We start from the raw sequence: 17,321 nt of genomic DNA on the forward strand, positions 1-17,321 counted from the left end.
GTTACGTCTCGCTGGAAACGGAGGCCGGATGACGGGCGTCCTGTGCCGGTGAATCGCCGACCACCGAGAGCGCGGCGTGCTGACCTGCACGTTGGCCGGAGAACACACAGTCGGCCAGTGCCAGTCCGCTGACGTAGGACCTCGAACAGATCCCCACCGCGGTCCGTCCGGCTGCGTAGAGCCCCGCGATCGGCGAATCGTGGCGGTCGAGAACGAGACCACTCGTTCCGGCAACTCGCAAGCCCCCGAGGGTGAGGCCCGGGACAAAATATGCCAGCGACTCGCGCAGAGATATGTCGATGCCGTAGAACGGGCCCTCTTCGATCGGGGCACACATCTGTGCGGCCTTGTGCGCGGGATCTCCTGTCCCCGAAGCGATTGCGTCGTTGTACTCGGCGACACTGGCGGCCAGCCCGGAGGCGGAGATGCCGAGCTTGTCTGCCAGTTCAGACAGCGAGTTGGCTTTGCGGTGCCCGGTGGTGAACACCGAGGCGAGCTGGGCTCGCTGGAAAAGCAGTGTCTGCGTGCGTACTTGCGCTCGCGCGCGCCGCCAGATGGCCGAGTCCGCGATCAAGTAACCCTTGCCGCCGTGCTCGGTGACCATGATCTCGGCGTGGGTTGCTCCGTACAGGTCCTCGTTCGCGATTCGCTTGCCGTTGACCCCGACCGCGATTCCTTCGAGCATGGCCGCGGGCGGGGACAAGAATCGCCAGGCGGTGACACGTTCCATCTGTGCGGTGGTACCGCCGGCACTGACCCCCAGAGCGATGCCTTTGCCGTCGTCCCCCTCTGTGCCCAATGGTGAGATCAGGTTGTAGGCGGGGGCGAGTTCGCGCGTCATGTCACGGTTGAACACAAATCCGCCTGCCGAGAGGATCACGGTCGGCGACCGAACGGTCAGGACCTCGGCCGACGCCGCCCACTCACGTTCTGCGAGCCGGTTGAGGGACTTTCCGACGGCGGGTACCCAGTTGGTCAACTTGGCACCGAGATAGGCCAGCCTGCGATACCGGTGTGCCTCGTCGTTGTCGATGGGCATCGTCCGGCCGCGGATGCCTCGCACCTGGCCGTCCTCGATGATCAGTTCGTCGACCCGGGTCGCTGGTAGCACGGTGACGCCGAGCCCCAGTGCCGCGTCGCGCAGTCTCTCCCAGAGGACGCGGCCCGAATTCATTCCTTTGGCCACCTGCCGATGTCCGCGCGGTGCGGGCGTGGCGTACTGGTTGTAGGGGTACGCCTTCTCGTTACCCGAGTAGTAGAGGTAGTGGCGATCGGTCGGATACGACGTCTTGTATTCGCATAGTGATGAATCAAACTGTGCGCCGTGCTTTTCCAGCCAGCTCAGGCGTTCCACACTGCCGTCACAGAATTGGCGGAGGGTCTCGTCGTCCACCACACCCTGCACCTCTTGACGCAGGTACTCGAACATGTTCTCGGCATCGTCGGGACACCCGGCCTCCTGCTGATACCGAGTTCCCCCACCTGCGTACACCACACCTCCGGACAACGCCGACGCCCCACCACCGAGGGCGCGATCGACAACCAGGACCTTGGCGCCGCTCTCTGCCGCCGCGATGGCGGCACAGGCGCCGGCAGCGCCGAACCCGACGATCACAACGTCGTAGTCATAAGGGGTGTTCATCGTCTGGACTCCTTGTCCGTAGGTACTTGGGATCCGGCTTCGGTTGTCGCGGTGGTTGATTCCACGTTCTCGGTGACACGCACGCCGGGCTTGCGGATCGTCGCGTCGCCCGTCAGGAAGAGCTGGCACGCCAGTCGCACCCGCCGCGGATTGGCCCGCCGTTTGCGTCTGCCGAGGTCACCCAGCATGTGCTCCTCGGCTTCGGTTCGCGGCGAGAGGTTGTCGAGGCCGTCGAGAACCTCGCATTGACAGGCCGTACAGGTGCCCATCCCGTAGCAGAGTGTGGGCCATTGGTAGCCGGCCCGCCACGCAGCCTCGATGAGGGACTCACCCGCGCGAACCTCGATGTCGTGTTCACCGGGATCAACTCTCACGACCACCGCTGCGGTGGCAGGCTGCACCCGACGGTTGGGGGGTCGGCTCATTTCGACGCGATGTACCGGTCGATCTCGTTGTGCAGACTGTAGATCATTGGTTCGTACCGAGGTGACATCGTGGCCTCACCGAAGGCGTCGGACCGATATCCCACCTGCTGTCGGCTGATGTTCTCGACATCCTGGCGGAGAACGAACGGCCACTCCTCCACGGCGAGGGGGCCTTCCGGACGAGCCGGCGCATTGTCCACGTCGTCTTCCCTGGGTATCTGCATTGCCAGGGCCTCGAAGATGCACGAGTTGGGATCGGTCCCGTTCGGCCGCGCCCGGTAGAAGAGCATGTTGCCGGTGATTCCCAAGATCACCATGTTCGGAAAGAGGAAGCCGAATGTCGCGGCGTTGGGATCGGGATCGGGTAGTGGGATGTCGGCGTCCGCTGCGTATTTGTACAGTTCCTCGTAGTAGCGGGGGAAGAGCTGTTCGTCGGGCAGGTCCCGGATCCGGTCCGCGATGAACTCGTCACGTGCGGTGCTCACGGCATCCGTTCCCTCGAACAGGACGCGATTCTGCTCGATGAAGTAGCGGCCGAAACTCATTCCCTTGACGGGGGAGTTGGTCATCGCGAAGGTGCTTGTCGGATTCTCGGGGTCGAACGGGGGTGTGGTGTCGACATGGCCCATCCCGTGGTGGTAGAAGTTCAGACCGTCGATGTTGTAGTCGTCACCCGTGGCGCCGAGCGCCAGTTCCGGGTGGGCCTGCATGATGTGATATGCCTCCATGAACGCTTCGATGGCGACCTTCCAGTTCGACGGCAGCACAGCGTATTTCCACCACCGCACCCGCATTCTGTCCATACCCGTCGGTGCCAGGTGGTTGTCGTAGCTGCCGAAGAACTCCTCTAGTGAGGGCGCGTCATCGTCGAAGTTGAGCCAGACGAACCCGTATTTCACCACCGAGCGCACCTCGCGTAGGCCCATCTTGTCCGGATCGATTGTGCCGGAGACAAACCCGGTCTTGCCATAGATGTAAGACTGGGTACCGTCGGTGTTCCATCGCCAGCCATGGAAGGGACAGACGATCTGTCCGCCACCGAACGTTCCACACGATGTCGTGGGGACCAGCTGGGTCGCACGGTGCGGGCAGACGTTGTGGAATGCCTTGATGGTGTGTTCGTCGACCCGCACGATCATCACCGACTGCTCGATGATCGTGTATTCAATGTAGTCACCCGGCAGCGGGATGTCTTCTGGCCTCGCGGCCCACTGCCAGGTGTGCATCCACATCTTCTTGTTCTCGAGGTCGGCGAACTCCTTGTCGTAGTAGCGCTCGGAGCGTATGTGGATCCCGTCGGCCATCCGATGGGGAACACTCGACGTGTCGATCGCATCGTCGGGGATGCAGGGCTTCACCTGTGCCGCCGCGGTGTCCGGCGTTTCGGTGTGGGCTTCGGGACGGTTCAGTTGCGTTGTCATGGGCGGTTCTCCAAAGGAGTTGCGGGGCGGCAGACACTCTGCGCGCACCGGGATGTGGATCAGGTCAGAGGGCGGCGGTCACGCCTCGACGGACGCGACGACCGTGCCGACGGGGTAGGTCTCGTCGACCTCTCCGATGATCGTGATGATGCCGTTCACGGGAGATTCGATCTCGGACTCGGCTTTGTCGGTGGCAAGTGTGTAGATCACTTGACCGGGCTTGACGGTGTCACCGGTCTCGACATGCCATTCGACGATCGATCCTTCGTTCATGGCCACACCGAGTTTGGGAATCTTGAGCTTGTGCTTCATACGAAGTCGCCGTTCTCGTCGCGGTCAGCCGACCAGAGCCCGCACGGCTGCCTCGATGCGGCTGCCGGGGAGGAACTGCTGTTCCAGCGACGACGCGTAGGGTACGGGTGTGTTGGCTCCGCCCACCCGCCCCACCGGGCCGGCGAGGTCACCGAAGAGCTCACTGTGGATCTGGGCTGAGAGTTCCGCGCCGAAGCCGCCGCGGGTGACCGCTTCGTGGACCACAACGGCACGCCGGGTTTTGGCCACCGACTTGAAAATGGTGTCCGTATCGAGCGGCTGCAGGGACCGCAGATCGACCACCTCGAGTGAGATTCCCTCGCCGGCGAATTGTTCGGCAACCGCAAGCGATTCCACCACCTGGCGACCGTAGGTGATGATGCTCAGGTCGGTGCCTTCGCGGGCAATCCGGGCCGATCCGATCGGTACGCGGTAGTCGCCCTCGGGCACATTGTCTTTGGCCGAGAAGTAGAGGCTGTTCATCTCGATGAACACGCACGGGTCGTCATCGAAGATGCTGGACAGCAGAAGGCCTTTGGCGTCTGCGGCGGTACTGGGAACGATGACCTTGAGTCCCGGCGTGTGGATGAGCTGGGCCTCGAGCATGTCCGAATGCTGTGCACCGAACCCGGCGCCGGCGCCGGTGGTGGTGCGCACCGTGATCGGCACAGGTGTTCTGCCGCCGGACATGTAGCGCAATTTGGCGGCATGGTTGATCAACTGATCCGATGCCACGGTCAGGAAGTTCATCAGCATGATCTCGGCGACCGGTCGCATCCCTGCGATGGCTGCCCCGATGGCGGCGCCCATGATCGCCTGCTCGGTGATGGGTGTGCGGCGAACACGGTCGGACCCGTATTTGGTCTCGAGGCCTTTGTGGATACCGAATCCACCGCCTTTCGGATCTTGGATGTCCTCGCCGAGCTCGAACACCGAGCTGTCCAGACCCAAGGCCACGTCCAGCGCATCGTTGATCGCCGCGGCCATCATCAGTTTTCGGTCGGTGACGGTATCGACACTCATCGGGCGATCTCCTCTGCGTAAACATCCGTGGTCAGTTCGGAAATGTCGGGAAGGGGCTGTTCGAGTGCCCAGCCGGCAGCATCATCGACCTCGTCGCGAGCGGCCTGGTCGATTGCATCGAGTTCTGCTGCGCTGGCGATGGATTCGGCGATCAGCCGGGATCGGTACAGGGGTACTGGGTCGGCTTCGAGCGCCGCGGCGAACTCGTCTTCGGGAATGTACTCACCGTTGTCACCGAAGTTGTGCCCGCAGAACCGGTAGGTCACAGCTTCGAGCAGGGTAGGGCCCTCGCCGCGGCGTGCGCGATCGATGGCGTCCGCGGAGGCCTTGTACAGCGCGATCGGATCGTTTCCGTCCACTGTCACCCCGGGCATCGAGTACGCGACCGCGCGGTCGGCGACGTCGGTCACGGATGTCCCGCCGGCAAGGGGCGTGTATTCGGCCCACTTGTTGTTCTGACAGACGAACACCACCGGGAGTTTCCAGATGGTCGCCAGGTTCAGGCTCTCGTGGAATGCGCCGATGTTGCTGGCACCGTCACCGAAGTTGACCACTGTGACCTGGTCTGTTCCGCGCATCTGTGATGCCAGGGCCAACCCGTTTGCGATGGGCAGGCCCGATCCGACCACTCCGGTGGTCACCATCAGCCCGTGCTGAGGCGAGGTGACGTGCATCGGCCCGCCCTTGCCCCTGCAGGTACCGGTGGCCCGGCCGAGGTATTCGGCCCAGAGATCGCGCAGCGGAATGCCTTTGGCGACCTGATCGTGCAGGCCGCGGTAGGTGGTGACGACGTAATCGTCGGCACGCAGGTGTGCGGCGACGGACGCGGCCGCGAACTCTTGCCCGCGCGGCGAGTAGTACATGCCGCTGATCTCGCCGCTCAACATCAGCGAGCGATACTTCTCGTCGAACGCCAGGATCCGTACCGCCGTTCGGTACAGACCGATGGCCGTGTCGACGTCGACATCGACGCCGGATTCGGTCGTGGTCATAGTGCCTCCTGCTCAGATGGGCTGGGAACCACCGAGGCTCGGTCATGACCGAGCGGCCTTCGACGGGGTCTCACCGCGCCGAGAGCGCGGTTACCGGTCGGGATGCCGGCGGATCCAAGCAATCAATCAATCGATCGATTACATAGTGGAATCTATGTGACCCGGGTCATAGAAGTCAAGTACTCGTGACCGGCTCACTTGTCGCGGCCGGGCGAGTCCCATCGGTGATCGCGGTTGCGAAAGCGCGACGGGTTCGTGGGAGGCGCGGCGTGCCGGGCTCGCGCGATGGCCGGGCGCTCATCGGCAACCACTGTCGCTCAATGGTTCTACCCGAGCGCCGATCGCCTGGTGTTGATCGATCGTGGGCACACGTGTTGGACGGAAAGGGTCCCCAAGGTGCAATCATCTGATTCTTTGCCCTGTATTGCTGTCGTGCGCAGCGGGTCTTCTTTTTGACACTTTCGACAAAAAAATTTGACGAAAGTGTTTAAATCGATGATCAGTACACCGACTCAATGAAGGGCGTCCGCGATGGGACAGATACCGAGCATGCAACCGACTGGCTGGTTCCAGGTCGGCTGGAGTACTGACCTCGCTCCTGGCGAGGTGAAACCGCTGAACTACTTTGCCAGCGAATTGGTGGCGTTTCGCGACCTCGACGGGGTTGTGCACGTGTTGAACGCGCACTGCCAGCACCTCGGTGCGAACCTGGCGTTCGGCGGATGTGTTGTCGAAGACGGGATCCAGTGCCCATTCCACGGCTGGGTGTGGAACGGCAAGGGGCGTAACGTCCGAATCCCCTACGAGACGAAGCCCAACCGTGCACGAAAGGTTCGGTCGTGGCCGGTCACGGAGAAGAACGACTCGATCTACATCTGGCACGATGCGGCCGCCCGCCCGCCGATGTGGGAGCTACCGGAGTGGAAAGATGTGCTCGGAGACCACGTGAGAGAACGTTCCTACCATCCGCTCGACGACGCCGGCCGAACCCGATTCGAACGCGTTCGTGTCCATCCTCAGGTCATCGCCGAGAACGCGGTCGACCCCCATCACTTCCGCTTTGTCCACCACACACCGATCAGCCCGGTCGTACTGCGTGAAGAAACCGACGAGAGCACCTGGGCGGCCAAGGTCGGGTTCGGGCGACGGTGGGTTGTCGGCGAAGACCGTCCGGAGGACACCCTCAACACCATCGAGATCTACTGGTCGGGCATCGGTGTCAGCTTCAACGGCGAAGAGACCAAGGAAGGTGTCCGCGTCATCTCGATCTGCTCTACTCCGGTCGACGCATCCACCTCCGACATCTTCGCCACGTACTGGATCGACCGCGGAGGCGACTACGCCGAGCGAGTCGCCGTAGCCAAGATGGCCCTGCCGGACGACATCGCGATCTGGAATCACCAGGTCTACATGGATCCACCCGGGCTCGCACCGTCCGAAGCCGCCGGGTTCCGGCAGTTGCGCAGGTGGGCGAGTAGCTTCTACCCGGAACATGACGAGGTGGCGGACATGTCGGTGGCAGGCTCTTCCTGACCGGCACACCGCGAGTACAGGGGGTGAGAATGCGACAGGACAACGTGCGGGTTCGTAAATCAGACCTCACGCGGGAGGCCATCCTGAATGCGGGCCGCGCGTCTTTTGCGCGTAAAGGTTTCTCGGGCAGCAGTATCCGGGACATCACCACTCTCGCCGAGGTCACCCGCGGCAACTTCTACTACTACTTCCCCGACAAACAATCCTTGTTCATCGAACTCGGAACGGTGACGTACAAGGAGGGGATGACGATCGCCGAGTCGTTCGGTGACGGCGTGCCTGTTCGCGAGTGGGTGGTCCGCTACTTCGAGTACCTGGACCGCCATGGCGCGTTTGTGATCCGTTCGGTGGAGGATGCGCCCGCAGATCCGTCCTTTCGCCGGTCTGTGGCAAAACTTCAGCGACGCACCGCGGCAGCCCTCGGCGATCGAATGGCCAAAGATGCGCTCAGGCCGTTCCGGTCGTCTTCGGCGAGCATCGGGATGACAACGATGGCGATGTTGGAACGTTCGTGGTTGCTCATGCACAGCACCGACGCCCCGGTGGCCTCGGACGACGTGACCGTCGATGCGGTCGCCGAACTGATCGAGCGAATGCTGGGTGTGGAGTAGTTGTCGTCGGTGTTGTGCGGGCGAGCGGTCACCGATCTCGTTCTGGGACCTTACCTTCGCTGTTGAGGGCGAAGACCTTGCTCGCTTGATGGGTGTCGTTGAACTCCCACAGGCGCACAATGAGATCCCCGTCGAACTCGAACAGAAAGTGGTACATCTGAGCGTAGTCGGCGCCCTGCACCGTGGTCGCCGCACCCTCTGAGACGACTGCCACCCGGTTGGACTCCGCCGTGAACATGATCGTCCGCTGCTCGATGGGAGCGCGCAAGAGGTCGTCGTTCATGCGCTTCTCCTACAGTGAGATTTTCCTCTATTCTAACGAATGATCAAGTGATTCAATCGAAATCGAAGTGTTTGACAACTGTGCCGAATCCGGGTGTACGGTCGAATCGCCGACGTTCCGGGGCTGACTCGCCGGGAGCCGGGGAATTCAGAAAGGGCTGATCACATGTCGCAATTGCCGGCGATCGATCCACGTACCTCGGCGGTGGTGTGTATCGAATGCCAGCAGGGAATCTTGGGCGAGGGCTCGATACTGCCGGACTTGCAACGTGATTCGGCACATCTGATACCGGCGATCGGGCTGTTGCTCGATACCGCGAGACGGGCCGGCGCCACCGTGGTGCATGCCACCTTCGAAGGTCCACTGGGCGGGGAGCCGTCGGGCACGGCAGGGGTGTGGCGCAGCATGGGACCGGCAACGCGCGACTGGACACCAGGGGCGGAGCCCACTGTCGTCATCCCGGAACTGCACGGTGCCGGCGACCTCGTGATCCCGCGCCACCACGGGCTGTTCCCGACATCGGACTCCGAACTGATCCCGGTCCTGCGCGGGCGCGGTGTGCGGACCGTCGTCCTCGCCGGGGTGTCGCTGAACCTGGCGATTCCGCACACCGTCGGCGACCTGTCGCAGGCCGGCTTCGGCATCGTCGTGCCTCGCGACGCGGTGGCGGGGACCCCGCCGGAGTACGGAGAGCAGGTCTTGCGCAACACCGTTGCCCTGATGGGCAGGATCACCACCACCGGCGAGTTGATCGGACAGTGGGCCGGGACCGGCGCGCGCCTGTGACGGGCTGTGTCGCCCGTGTGCGTCAGGCGTTCCCGGTGACCGGGCTCAACTCCTGAATCAAGGTGCGACGTAAAATCTTTCCGGTCGCCGTGGTGGGGAGCGTGTCTCGGAAGATTACCCGGTCGGGGGTGCGGGAACCGCGGAGCGCTTTGCGTGTGAATGCCCGCAGTTCCTCGCCGTCCGGCTCGCTCCCGGGCTCGGGCACAACAACCGCGACGATGCTCTGACCCCACTGCGGGTCCTCGACGCCGATGACGACCACCTGGTGTACGTGCGGGTGCTCGACGAGCACGTCCTCCAATTCGGCAGGCGCGATGTTCTCACCGCCTCGGATGATGGTGTCGTCGGACCGACCGGTGATGAACAGATAGCCGTCGGCGTCGAGAGTTGCGATGTCCTTGGTGGGAAACCAACCCCGGTCGTCGAGCACCGACCCGATCTCGTCGTACTTGCCCGACACCTGCTCGCCACGGACGAACAACTCGCCCGGTTCGCCAGGCGCGGCGACCTCGCCGTCGGCGGTGCGGATCTCGAGTTCGATACCGGGTACCGGCCTGCCGACCGAACCCAGTCGCGCGACGACGGCAGGGTCGGACGATTCTAGGGCCGCTCGGTGGTCGTCCGGGGTCAGGACGGCGATGGTCGAACTCGTCTCGGTGAGACCGTATGCGTTGACGAAACCGACATCGGGAAGCAGTGAGAGCGCCTTGCGGACCAGTGGCAGGCCGACTTTCGCGCCACCGTAGGCGAGGTTGCGGAGTGTGGGCAGCTCCGCCGGGCGCTGTTCCAAGGCGCTGATGATCCGGTCGAGCATCGTGGGTACCACCGTGGCGGTGGTGACGCCCTCCTGCCGGACGAGACGAATCCATTCCTGGGGATCGAACCGGCGCAGGTACACCATCTTGCGTCCGCTGTAGATGTTCGACAGTGCCGCCCCGACCCCGGCGATGTGATAGGGCGGAACGGCGATCAGAACAGCGTCGTTCGGTGCAGCACTGTCGAACTCGACTGTCTGCATGACGTAGCTGGTGAGGTTGCTGTGAGAGAGCTGAACCGCTTTGGGACGCGATGTGGTGCCGGAGGTGAACAGCACCACCGCGAGGTCGTCCGGGTCGACAAACGTGCTGAACTGCTCGGCTGTGTGAGCACGGTCGAGCAACTCCTCGGAATCGAGCAGGCGTCCTGCGGGGACATCGACCATGTCTCGGTATTCGAGGTCCACCACGACCAGCGGGTCGGTCAGGCGCGCGATGAGGCTGTTGATGCCCTCGGCGCTCAACCGGTAGTTGAGCGGCGTGAACGGAATGCCGGCCTGCGCGGACGCGAACAGGAGAAACGGTAGGTGGGCGCCGCCGGTGCCCACGTACACGACATGCTGGGCGCCGGACTCCGTGATCACGCCGGCGCCACCGGCGGCGACCGTCGCCAGTTCGGACACGGTCAACCTCAACTCGTCGGCGACCACCGCGGTCCGATCCGGATTCGCGGACGTGGCCATTTCCAACAGGAGTGAGATCGACACGCTTGACCCTTTCGATGGCCCTTCGGATGTGCAGAGTCCGACGCTACACCAAAGAGCTAGACGATTAAACTGTTTGTCGCGAACCTGATACCGGACCGAAAGCCGGGGTCAGCCTCGTTCGTTGGACAAGATGGTCACGGCCGACACCGCGGTCGGTCCTCCGATGTTGTGGGCAAGTGCAATTCGAGCACCGTCGACCTGATTCTCCGATTCGCCACGCAGCTGGTTGAACAGCTCGTAGCACTGCGCCACACCGGTGGCGCCAGGCGGATGGCCCTTCGCCTTCAGTCCGCCGCTCGGGTTGATCGGGATCAATCCGCCCACATAGTGCTCGCGTGACTCGACCAGCTTGTACGCCTCGAAGCGGTTCGCGAAGCCGAGGTCCTCGTAACTGATCAACTCCACGCCGGTGAAGCAGTCGTGGACTTCGGCGACATCGATGTCGGCGGGGGTCACACCGGCCATCGTCATGGCGGCCTTGGCAGCCTTGACGGTGGGCGGGAAGGTGGTCATGTCCTTCTTGTGCTGGTGCATCACCCGGTCCATCCCCAGGCCGACGCCACGTACCCATACGGGGCGATCGGTGAACCGGTCCACGGCATCCTCGGAGGCCAGGATGACCGCCGCTGCGCCGTCGCTCTGCGGTGTGCAGTCGTAGAGCCCGAACGGCGCCACAACCGTGGGAGCCGCCAACGCTTGCTCGACCGTGATCTCGTAGCGCAGCTGAGCCTTCGGGTTGTTCACGGCGTGGAAATGGTTCTTGACCGCGACCATCGCCATGTGTTCTTTCGTGGCCGGTGATTCGTGGAGATACCGCGTCACGTGCAATGCGAAATTCGCCGGCGCCACCAGGCCGAGGGGGTAGTCCCACGCATTGTCGCGGGTCATGGCGGCCCATTCCCAGAACGTGGTGTTCGACGCCGTCTCGCGCACCTTGTCCGCGCCGACGACAAGCGCCACATCGTAGAGCCCTGACGCGATGGCGAGCGTGGCGTTGCGGATGGCGTCGTTTCCGGTGGCGCACGCGTTCTCCACGCGGGTCACCGGGATGTCGGTCAGGTCGAGGGTGTCGGCGAGGATGCCCGACGGGAAGCCGTCGGTGGTGGCGAGCTCACCGAACCAGGCAGCCTCGATGTCAGACTTGCTGAGCCCTTTGTCGACGTTGGACGCGGCCTCGGCGTACGCCATCGGGATGAGGTCTTTGATGCCGAGGTCGAAATGCTCGGCGAATGGCGTCATCCCGGCGCCGACGATCGCAACTTTCCTCATTGACGTGCTCCTTCGGTCGCGGCAGCCAGAGCCGCGGTTGTGGGTTCGGCGGACCTGCCGGGCCAGAAGGCGTATCCGTAGTCGGGGACGCCGCTGCGCATGGCGACGCGGCGCAGCACCACCGCGCCGGACTGGCCGATCTCGATGTCACCGGCGACTGCTGCGGTGACCTTCAGGAGCACGCGCACCGGACTGTCCGTGAGCTGAACCAATGCGATCGTGTACGGACTGGGCAGATCGGGCACCGGGATCTCGATGGTCGTGTGGGTGTACACCTCGCCCGTGCGGGGAAGTGGCTGCAGGGTGTACTCGGTCTGCAGCGTTCCCGCATCGTCGACCCGGTGACGCGGCGGGAAGACAGGTTCGTCGTCGCCGGGGAAGATCGCTGCTTCCCAACGCAGCTTCGGCTCGAAGGCACGCGAGTAGGCAGCCAGGGAGATCGGGATCCCGATCCCCGGGGCGACAATCGCCTTGGGCAATTCCCCGGAAAGGGTCTCGTCGCGCGTGACCACCGCTGTGGTGGCGCCCAGGTGCAGCGTGGCGCTGGCGGCAACCGACTGCTCGGTGGCCAGGATCAGGCCCGGCTGACCGGACTCGACAGCCTCCGCGAGTACCCGGATGGCAGCGCTCGCCCCGGCACTCGGATCGTTGATCGGGGCCTTCTTGTAGGCACCGCCGACATGTGCGGCCTTGACTCCGGCGACGGCGGCCACCACCAGGTCCTGTTGCCCGGTTGAGCTGAGCCGAGCGACCGTGGCCTTGACACCGACCTCACGCTGCAATCGCGGGTCTGCGTACTCGTGGCGTTCGCCTTGGTCGGTGCGGATCACCACCGGAAGGTTGCGGGTTTGCCCACCCACGGCAACCAGTCGGGTGCCCGCGGGTGAGGTCCCGGTCAGTACCGCTCCGGCGGCCGCTGTTGTCTGCGAATCGTCGGCGGCGATGATCAGCGTATGCGGATCAGCCGACGTCACCTGGTCGAGGACCGCAGGGGCACCTCCGAGAACCTCGGTGATCGGCACGTCGGGGTCGAGTGAGAGGCCGGCCAGCAGCACCGCGGCGTTACCGCCCTCGATGAGCGGCATGTTCCGGGACACGATGACAACGCGCTGCGCGTGGCGTGCGGGGTCGGCCGCGCGGCCGGCCGCGACGGCCATGGTGACCGCGTCCTCGTCCGGACCGCGAACCCGTTTCCCAGCTTTGGTCCACGGCGGCAGGTACGTCCCGATCGCTACGATCTCACTCAAGGTTTCGCCATTCATCCGATGTGCGCCAGTGTGGCCCAACGACTTTCTAATAGGGTATATAGTTAGCTGATTAGGGGCAACTGTGCGTTTGGTCCGCAGCGTATGGGCGTCGGTGCCCGGGAGGGATCCACATGAGCGGTTCGTTTGCCCTACTGGGTATGCATCACGAGGAGCTCGACGCCGTTCGCGGCCGGATCCGCGAGTTCCTCGCGGCAGACCGTGCGGAGTTCGGCTGGAAGCCCGCCGTCGACTCGTGGTTGTCGCGCTGGGATCCGGATTTCAGCGTCAGGCTCGGCGAGGCCGGCCTGCTGGGTCTGACGATTCCCGAGAACTACGGTGGCCGCGGCAGTGAACATCTGCACCGCTACGTCGTCACCGAAGAGCTGCTTGCCCAGGGCGCGCCGGTGGCGGCGCACTGGGTGGCCGACCGGCAGGTGGCGCCTACCCTGCTCCGATTCGGCACCGAAGAGCAGAAAACCCGGATCTTGCCCGAGATAGCAAGTGGCCGTTTCTATTCCGCGATCGGGATGAGCGAGCACGGTGCCGGTTCCGATCTGGCTGCGGTGAAAACCAAGGCCACCAGGGCCGAGGGTGGCTGGATCATCAACGGCACGAAAGTGTGGACGAGCGGCGCACATCACGCGCACATGGTGGTTGTCCTCGCCAGGACCACGCCGGTTGATCCCGAGGCGCGGCACAAGGGTTTCAGCCAGTTCCTGGTCCCGACCGACGCCGCGGGCGTCGACATCAGCCCGATCGAACTGATGTCGGGTGAGCACCACTTCAACGAGGTCGCGCTGACTGACGTGTTCGTTCCCGACTCGGAGGTTCTCGGTGAGGTCGGCAACGGATGGCACCAGGTGACCGCAGAATTGTCCTACGAGCGCAGCGGCCCGGAGCGATTCCTCTCCACGATGCCTCTCCTGCTGGCGGTGATCGGCTGGCTGAGCGCCGGGGATTTCTCGCCGTCGCCGTCGATCACCGCAGCAGTCGGAGATCTGGGGTCGCGGGTGATCGCCCTGCGGCAGTTGTCGACAGCTGTTGCGCGGGCGCTCGAGGCAGGCGACTCACCTGCGAACCAGGCCGCCCTCGTCAAGGATCTCGGTACGAGGTTCGAACAGGATTCGGTTGATCTCGTCTCCCGGCTCCTCGACGACGTCGAGGCCGACACCGGTCGTGCGCCGACGCCCGAGATCGCCGAGTTGCTGCGAGACGCGCGGTTGCATCAGGCGCTGTTCACGCTGCGTGGAGGGACCAACGAGGTACTGCGCGGTGTCATCGCCCGCGGTTTGGGCCTTCGGTAAAGGAGTGTGGACATGACCACGGTGGACACTGGAAGGGATGCGATGGCCGGGCTCGGCGACACATCATCGGAGGAGGCCGACGCAGATCTGAGGGAACTCGTCGCCGATCTCGGTGCCCGCTCGCGCGACCGACTCACCGGTCGGCGTGGTCGACCGGCCGGCATCGACAAAGTGCTCTGGGCGAACCTCGAAGAAACGGGTCTGAGCCGCTTGACGACCACGGCCGAGCTCGAGGCCGGGCCCGCACAGGCTGCCGTCGTTCTTCGAGAGCTCGCGGGCTTCGCCTGCCCGGTCCCGGTTGCCGAGACCGATCTGCTGGGGGCGTGGCTTGCGGCCGAGACCGCCCTGACGGTTCCCGAAACAGGGGCGTTGACAATCGGTTTCGGTGTTGCGATTGCCGAGGGTGACGTGCTGAGAGCTACCGTGGACGATGTGCCGTGGGCCGGGGATTGCGCGGCCGTGCTGGCGGTGCTCGACCACGACGGACGCCGATCGGTCGGGGTGATCGATCCATCCGCGCAACCGCTCACCACCACCGACAACCTGGCCGGTGAGCCACGCGGGCGCATCGAGGTCGCGATGAGCCGGGACGAAGGCGCAGCGTTGTCCGAATCGGCGTATTGCGAACTGATCCGCCGCGGTGCGTGGGCCCGGAGCGTACAGACGCTGGGAAGTCTGCAGTCGGCGATGCAACTGACTGTCTCCCACACCCGCGGCCGGGAGCAGTTCGGGCGCAGTCTGAGCAAGTTCCAATCGGTACAGCACCAACTGGCAGCGATGGCCGGGTCGCTCGACAAGGCCCGAGCCTCGGTGGCACTGGCGGTGGCAGCGGCCACCGATACGGGATTTGCAAGCGTGGAGACCGATTTCGCCGTCGCCGTCGCCAAGGTGACGCTGGGGCACTGCGTCGATGAGGTCGTCAACTCCGCCCATCAACTCCATGGCGCGATCGGGGTGACGGCCGAACACGAACTGTGGTTGCACACCACTCGGGCCCGTAGCGCGATCGCCGAGTTCGGGTCACCCCGCCGATGGTCTCAGAGGCTGGGGGAACTGCTCCTGGCGTCGGACGATCCGTGGGACGTACTGACCGCATCGGTCGGTCTCGACCCCGATGGCGCGTCGGAAGGCTTGCGCAATGGCTGACCACCAGTGGCAGGTCGACGATCACATCGGCACGTTGACGTTGGATCGGCCAGATCGGGGGAACTCCTTCACCTTCGCGATGGTCGATGCGATGACGGAGGTGATCCGGCGAGCCGGTACCGATGATGCCGTGCGCGTCATCGTGATCACAGGCAGTGGCGACCGGTCGTTCTGCTCGGGCATGGACACGCGTGAGTTCGCCGGTCTCGAATTGACCCCGCTGCAGCGCAAACATCAGCTGCACGAACACGTCCACGAGCTGATCAGGGCGATCGATTCGTGCGACAAGCCGATCATCGCGGCGATCAACGGACATGCCCAGGGTGCCGGACTCGACCTGGCCCTGGCGTGCGACATGCGAGTGATGTCGCGCAGTGCCCGGGTCTCGGAGGTGTACGTCTCGATCGGTCTGACCTCCGGTGCCGGGGGCGCCTACTTCCTCCCGCGGATCGTGGGCCGGGGCAAGGCGATGGAGATGCTGCTGACCGGCGCAGCGATCGACGCCGTCGAGGCAGAGAGGATCGGTCTGGTCAACAGCCTGGCCGACAGTGACAACCTGCCCGCGGCCGCACGTGCGCTGGCCGCGTCGATCGCCAAACACGCACCGACCACCGTGCGGGTGATGAAGCGTTCCATCGATCAGGCATCGCGGTCCGACCTCGACACCGCGCTTGATCTGCTGTCGTCGCACTACGCGGTCCTGGTGAGCACCGATGACGCCGCCGAGGCGATCGCGGCGATGCGGGACAAGCGCACCCCGAACTACACCGGGAACTGACGTCGGCGTCCCGGTCGGTCGGCCGTGGCCCAGATGGACCGGATCGATTCCTCCGGGACGGGCAGGGCCGGAGGCGGTGTCGGTGTTCGTGAGAAGCGCGGCGCCGCGGCGGCTGGGCCACCCCGGCGACCTCGACGATCGACTTGCGGTGCCGGAACTGGGGGTCGTCGGGTGCGTCGGCAAAACCGAGTACCGGCGTGACGCAGCAATCCACGGCCGCGAAGAACTGTGCCCAGTCGTCCTGTGTCCTGGCCGAGAACCGTTCGGCGATCATCGAGCGCAGAGCCGGCCACGCTGTCCGGTCGTCGTACGGAGGTGCGGTGGCCTCGTCGATGTCGAGCGCAGCCAGAAACCGTGAATAGAAGTGTGGCTCAAACGCTCCGACCGCCATGTAGCGCCCGTCGGCACACTCGTAGGTGTCCCAGAACGGGCAGCTGCCATCCACCATGTTGGTTCCCCGGGTATCGGACCAGTAGCCACTCGGACGAAGTGCCCACGCCTGCTGGCTCAGTACCAGCGCGCCTTCGGCCATTGCGATGTCGACCACCTGTCCCTGCCCCGATGAAGTGCGTTCCCACAGAGCGGACAGGATGCCGGTCACAGCAAACATCGATCCCCCGGCGAATCCGGTGATCAGGTTCAGCGGTGGGTCGGACGCGAATCGGCCGGTCCCATCGAGTGCAGTATGCCGGTGGGTGCAACAAAGTTGATGTCATGGCCGGCGGTCCTGCTGCGCGGTCCATCCTGCCCCCAGCCGGTCAGCCGGGCATAGATCAATTGCGGGTTGCGCGTGAGCAATTCGTCTGGCCCGAGACCAAGCCGTTCGGCCACCCCGGGCCGAAATCCCTCGATCAGGACGTCGGCCCGGGTGGCCAGTGCGCTGACGTCGTCGATCGCGAGCCGATCCTTGAGATCAGCGGTGAGGAGCCGGCGACCGCGAAGCATGTGCGTGGGCGTTCCGTCGCCCCCTGGACGCTGCACCCGCACGACGTCGGCACCGAGATCCGCGAGCACCATGGCCGCGTGC

The 17,321-nt window shown here is 64.5% G+C and carries 16 protein-coding genes and 1 pseudogene; 6 read left to right on the forward strand and 11 right to left on the reverse strand.

The features are described 5' to 3' along the window. Position 1: 1 nt before the first annotated feature. The 6 genes from MVA47_RS05725 to MVA47_RS05750 all read right to left on the reverse strand — a co-directional run bounded on the left by MVA47_RS05725 (position 2) and on the right by MVA47_RS05750 (position 5,815). Positions 2-1,642 (reverse strand): FAD-binding protein, encoded by a 1,641-nt coding sequence (locus tag MVA47_RS05725; protein ID WP_247207036.1) that lies wholly within the window; start codon positions 1,640-1,642, stop codon positions 2-4. Beyond that, positions 1,639-2,067, reverse strand: coding sequence for a 2Fe-2S iron-sulfur cluster-binding protein (locus MVA47_RS05730; protein WP_247207037.1), 429 nt, complete (start codon positions 2,065-2,067; stop codon positions 1,639-1,641). Before MVA47_RS05730 ends, MVA47_RS05725 begins: the two co-directional genes overlap by 4 nt. Continuing rightward, positions 2,064-3,488, reverse strand: coding sequence for an SRPBCC family protein (locus MVA47_RS05735; protein WP_247207038.1), 1,425 nt, complete (start codon positions 3,486-3,488; stop codon positions 2,064-2,066). Before MVA47_RS05735 ends, MVA47_RS05730 begins: the two co-directional genes overlap by 4 nt. 78 nt (positions 3,489-3,566) lie before the next feature. Continuing rightward, complete coding sequence (locus MVA47_RS05740) at positions 3,567-3,800, reverse strand: biotin/lipoyl-containing protein (protein WP_247207039.1); 234 nt, start codon at positions 3,798-3,800, stop codon at positions 3,567-3,569. A 24-nt stretch (positions 3,801-3,824) separates the two neighbouring features. Beyond that, positions 3,825-4,823 carry an alpha-ketoacid dehydrogenase subunit beta gene (locus tag MVA47_RS05745; RefSeq protein ID WP_247207040.1) on the reverse strand — a complete coding sequence of 333 codons (999 nt, stop codon included), beginning with the start codon at positions 4,821-4,823 and terminating at the stop codon, positions 3,825-3,827. Beyond that, positions 4,820-5,815, reverse strand: coding sequence for a thiamine pyrophosphate-dependent dehydrogenase E1 component subunit alpha (locus tag MVA47_RS05750; RefSeq protein ID WP_247207041.1), 996 nt, complete (start codon positions 5,813-5,815; stop codon positions 4,820-4,822). The genes MVA47_RS05745 and MVA47_RS05750 overlap by 4 nt, the downstream gene beginning before the upstream one ends. A gap of 531 nt (positions 5,816-6,346) precedes the next feature. Between MVA47_RS05750 and MVA47_RS05755 the strand changes: the two genes are divergently transcribed. Continuing rightward, positions 6,347-7,348, forward strand: coding sequence for a Rieske 2Fe-2S domain-containing protein (locus MVA47_RS05755; protein ID WP_247207042.1), 1,002 nt, complete (start codon positions 6,347-6,349; stop codon positions 7,346-7,348). A gap of 29 nt (positions 7,349-7,377) precedes the next feature. After that, complete coding sequence (locus MVA47_RS05760; RefSeq protein WP_247207043.1) at positions 7,378-7,959, forward strand: TetR/AcrR family transcriptional regulator; 582 nt, start codon at positions 7,378-7,380, stop codon at positions 7,957-7,959. A 28-nt stretch (positions 7,960-7,987) separates the two neighbouring features. Here MVA47_RS05760 and MVA47_RS05765 read toward each other — a convergent pair whose 3' ends face one another. Further along, on the reverse strand, positions 7,988-8,242 hold the full coding sequence (locus MVA47_RS05765) for a hypothetical protein (protein WP_247207044.1): 255 nt from the start codon (positions 8,240-8,242) through the stop codon (positions 7,988-7,990). Between the two features lie 165 nt (positions 8,243-8,407). Here MVA47_RS05765 and MVA47_RS05770 point away from each other — a divergent pair, with 165 nt between their 5' ends. Then, positions 8,408-9,028, forward strand: a complete 621-nt coding sequence (locus MVA47_RS05770; RefSeq protein ID WP_247207045.1) for a cysteine hydrolase — start codon at positions 8,408-8,410, stop codon at positions 9,026-9,028. Between the two features lie 22 nt (positions 9,029-9,050). On the opposite strand, the gene MVA47_RS05775 is transcribed toward MVA47_RS05770, so the two are convergent. The 3 genes from MVA47_RS05775 to MVA47_RS05785 form a co-directional block, all read right to left on the reverse strand. Further along, positions 9,051-10,550 (reverse strand): class I adenylate-forming enzyme family protein, encoded by a 1,500-nt coding sequence (locus MVA47_RS05775; protein WP_247207046.1) that lies wholly within the window; start codon positions 10,548-10,550, stop codon positions 9,051-9,053. A gap of 108 nt (positions 10,551-10,658) precedes the next feature. Continuing rightward, on the reverse strand, positions 10,659-11,819 hold the full coding sequence (locus MVA47_RS05780; RefSeq protein ID WP_247207047.1) for a beta-ketoacyl synthase N-terminal-like domain-containing protein: 1,161 nt from the start codon (positions 11,817-11,819) through the stop codon (positions 10,659-10,661). Then, positions 11,816-13,066, reverse strand: coding sequence for a Zn-ribbon domain-containing OB-fold protein (locus MVA47_RS05785; RefSeq protein WP_247207048.1), 1,251 nt, complete (start codon positions 13,064-13,066; stop codon positions 11,816-11,818). The genes MVA47_RS05780 and MVA47_RS05785 overlap by 4 nt, the downstream gene beginning before the upstream one ends. Positions 13,067-13,197: 131 nt before the next feature. Here MVA47_RS05785 and MVA47_RS05790 point away from each other — a divergent pair, with 131 nt between their 5' ends. From MVA47_RS05790 to MVA47_RS05800, 3 genes are read left to right on the forward strand one after another with little or no spacing between them, the layout of a single operon-like run. Next, positions 13,198-14,370, forward strand: a complete 1,173-nt coding sequence (locus MVA47_RS05790; protein ID WP_247207049.1) for an acyl-CoA dehydrogenase family protein — start codon at positions 13,198-13,200, stop codon at positions 14,368-14,370. Positions 14,371-14,382: 12 nt separating this feature from the next. Next, positions 14,383-15,516: an acyl-CoA dehydrogenase family protein gene (locus tag MVA47_RS05795; protein ID WP_247207050.1), complete on the forward strand. Its 1,134-nt coding sequence runs from the start codon at positions 14,383-14,385 to the stop codon at positions 15,514-15,516. Continuing rightward, on the forward strand, positions 15,509-16,294 hold the full coding sequence (locus tag MVA47_RS05800; RefSeq protein WP_247207051.1) for an enoyl-CoA hydratase/isomerase family protein: 786 nt from the start codon (positions 15,509-15,511) through the stop codon (positions 16,292-16,294). The genes MVA47_RS05795 and MVA47_RS05800 overlap by 8 nt, the downstream gene beginning before the upstream one ends. Here the strand turns inward: MVA47_RS05800 and MVA47_RS05805 are convergent. Further along, positions 16,279-17,311: pseudogene (locus MVA47_RS05805) on the reverse strand (CaiB/BaiF CoA transferase family protein). The gene MVA47_RS05800 and the pseudogene MVA47_RS05805 overlap by 16 nt on opposite strands. Between the last annotated feature and the right edge of the window lie 10 nt (positions 17,312-17,321).

It is taken from the genome of Williamsia sp. DF01-3 (assembly GCF_023051145.1).
Classification (GTDB): Bacteria; Actinomycetota; Actinomycetes; order Mycobacteriales; family Mycobacteriaceae; genus Williamsia.

Excerpts from the sequence above, each read along its gene's own strand:
- MVA47_RS05725 (WP_247207036.1), bottom strand. The coding sequence starts at position 1,642 with ATGAACACCCCTTATGACTACGACGTTGTGATCGTCGGGTTCGGCGCT.
- MVA47_RS05730 (WP_247207037.1), bottom strand. The coding sequence starts at position 2,067 with ATGAGCCGACCCCCCAACCGTCGGGTGCAGCCTGCCACCGCAGCGGTG.
- MVA47_RS05735 (WP_247207038.1), bottom strand. The coding sequence starts at position 3,488 with ATGACAACGCAACTGAACCGTCCCGAAGCCCACACCGAAACGCCGGAC.
- MVA47_RS05740 (WP_247207039.1), bottom strand. The coding sequence starts at position 3,800 with ATGAAGCACAAGCTCAAGATTCCCAAACTCGGTGTGGCCATGAACGAA.
- MVA47_RS05745 (WP_247207040.1), bottom strand. The coding sequence starts at position 4,823 with ATGAGTGTCGATACCGTCACCGACCGAAAACTGATGATGGCCGCGGCG.
- MVA47_RS05750 (WP_247207041.1), bottom strand. The coding sequence starts at position 5,815 with ATGACCACGACCGAATCCGGCGTCGATGTCGACGTCGACACGGCCATC.
- MVA47_RS05755 (WP_247207042.1), top strand. The coding sequence starts at position 6,347 with ATGGGACAGATACCGAGCATGCAACCGACTGGCTGGTTCCAGGTCGGC.
- MVA47_RS05760 (WP_247207043.1), top strand. The coding sequence starts at position 7,378 with ATGCGACAGGACAACGTGCGGGTTCGTAAATCAGACCTCACGCGGGAG.
- MVA47_RS05765 (WP_247207044.1), bottom strand. The coding sequence starts at position 8,242 with ATGAACGACGACCTCTTGCGCGCTCCCATCGAGCAGCGGACGATCATG.
- MVA47_RS05770 (WP_247207045.1), top strand. The coding sequence starts at position 8,408 with ATGTCGCAATTGCCGGCGATCGATCCACGTACCTCGGCGGTGGTGTGT.
- MVA47_RS05780 (WP_247207047.1), bottom strand. The coding sequence starts at position 11,819 with ATGAGGAAAGTTGCGATCGTCGGCGCCGGGATGACGCCATTCGCCGAG.
- MVA47_RS05790 (WP_247207049.1), top strand. The coding sequence starts at position 13,198 with ATGAGCGGTTCGTTTGCCCTACTGGGTATGCATCACGAGGAGCTCGAC.
- MVA47_RS05795 (WP_247207050.1), top strand. The coding sequence starts at position 14,383 with ATGACCACGGTGGACACTGGAAGGGATGCGATGGCCGGGCTCGGCGAC.
- MVA47_RS05800 (WP_247207051.1), top strand. The coding sequence starts at position 15,509 with ATGGCTGACCACCAGTGGCAGGTCGACGATCACATCGGCACGTTGACG.